Here is a 680-nt window from a genome sequence, read left to right as displayed (position 1 = left end):
GCCTACATGAAGCTGGAGTTACTAGTAATCGCGAATCAGCATGTCGCGGTGAATACGTTCCCGGGCCTTGTACACACCGCCCGTCACACCATGAGAGTTGGCAATACCCAAAGTTCGTGAGCTAACCGCAAGGAGGCAGCGACCTAAGGTAGGGTCAGCGATTGGGGTGAAGTCGTAACAAGGTAGCCGTAGGAGAACCTGCGGCTGGATCACCTCCTTTCTATGGAGAAACCTAGCAAACAAGAAGTTTTGACTAGTAAATAAAAAAATCGGAAAAGACGAATTTCTTCTTTAAAAGAAGGTTTTGGTTGTTTATATCTGTTCAATTTTGAGAGATTTATTCTCTTAATAAAATATGGGTCTATAGCTCAGCTGGTTAGAGCGCACGCCTGATAAGCGTGAGGTCGATGGTTCGAGTCCATTTAGACCCACCATTTGTTCTTTGAAAATTGTATATGAAATAAATTGTTGATACAACAAAGCCAAGAAAATGTATTTTAAATACTATTCTTTGTGACTGATTCAAGATTGTAAAATCTGAAACATGACTAATTAATAGGTCAAGCTACAAAGGGCGTATGGTGAATGCCTTGGCATCAGGAGCCGATGAAGGACGTGATAAGCTGCGATAAGCTTCGGGTAGGCGCACATAGCCAGAGATCCGAAGATTTCCGAATGAG

Annotated in this window: 1 tRNA gene and 2 rRNA genes; all 3 read left to right on the top strand. The window is 42.6% G+C overall.

The window, feature by feature from the left end:
• A 16S ribosomal RNA gene (locus CLTHE_RS01105) occupies positions 1-220 on the top strand; the annotation flags it as partial.
• A 137-nt stretch (positions 221-357) separates the two neighbouring features.
• Positions 358-434 (top strand) — tRNA-Ile (locus CLTHE_RS01100).
• A 124-nt stretch (positions 435-558) separates the two neighbouring features.
• Positions 559-680 (top strand): 23S ribosomal RNA (locus tag CLTHE_RS01095); the annotation flags it as partial.

Source organism: Clostridium thermobutyricum DSM 4928 (assembly GCF_002050515.1).
In the GTDB taxonomy this organism is placed as follows: Bacteria; Bacillota; Clostridia; order Clostridiales; family Clostridiaceae; genus Clostridium; species Clostridium thermobutyricum.
This window is presented reverse-complemented; position numbering and strand designations above follow the sequence as displayed.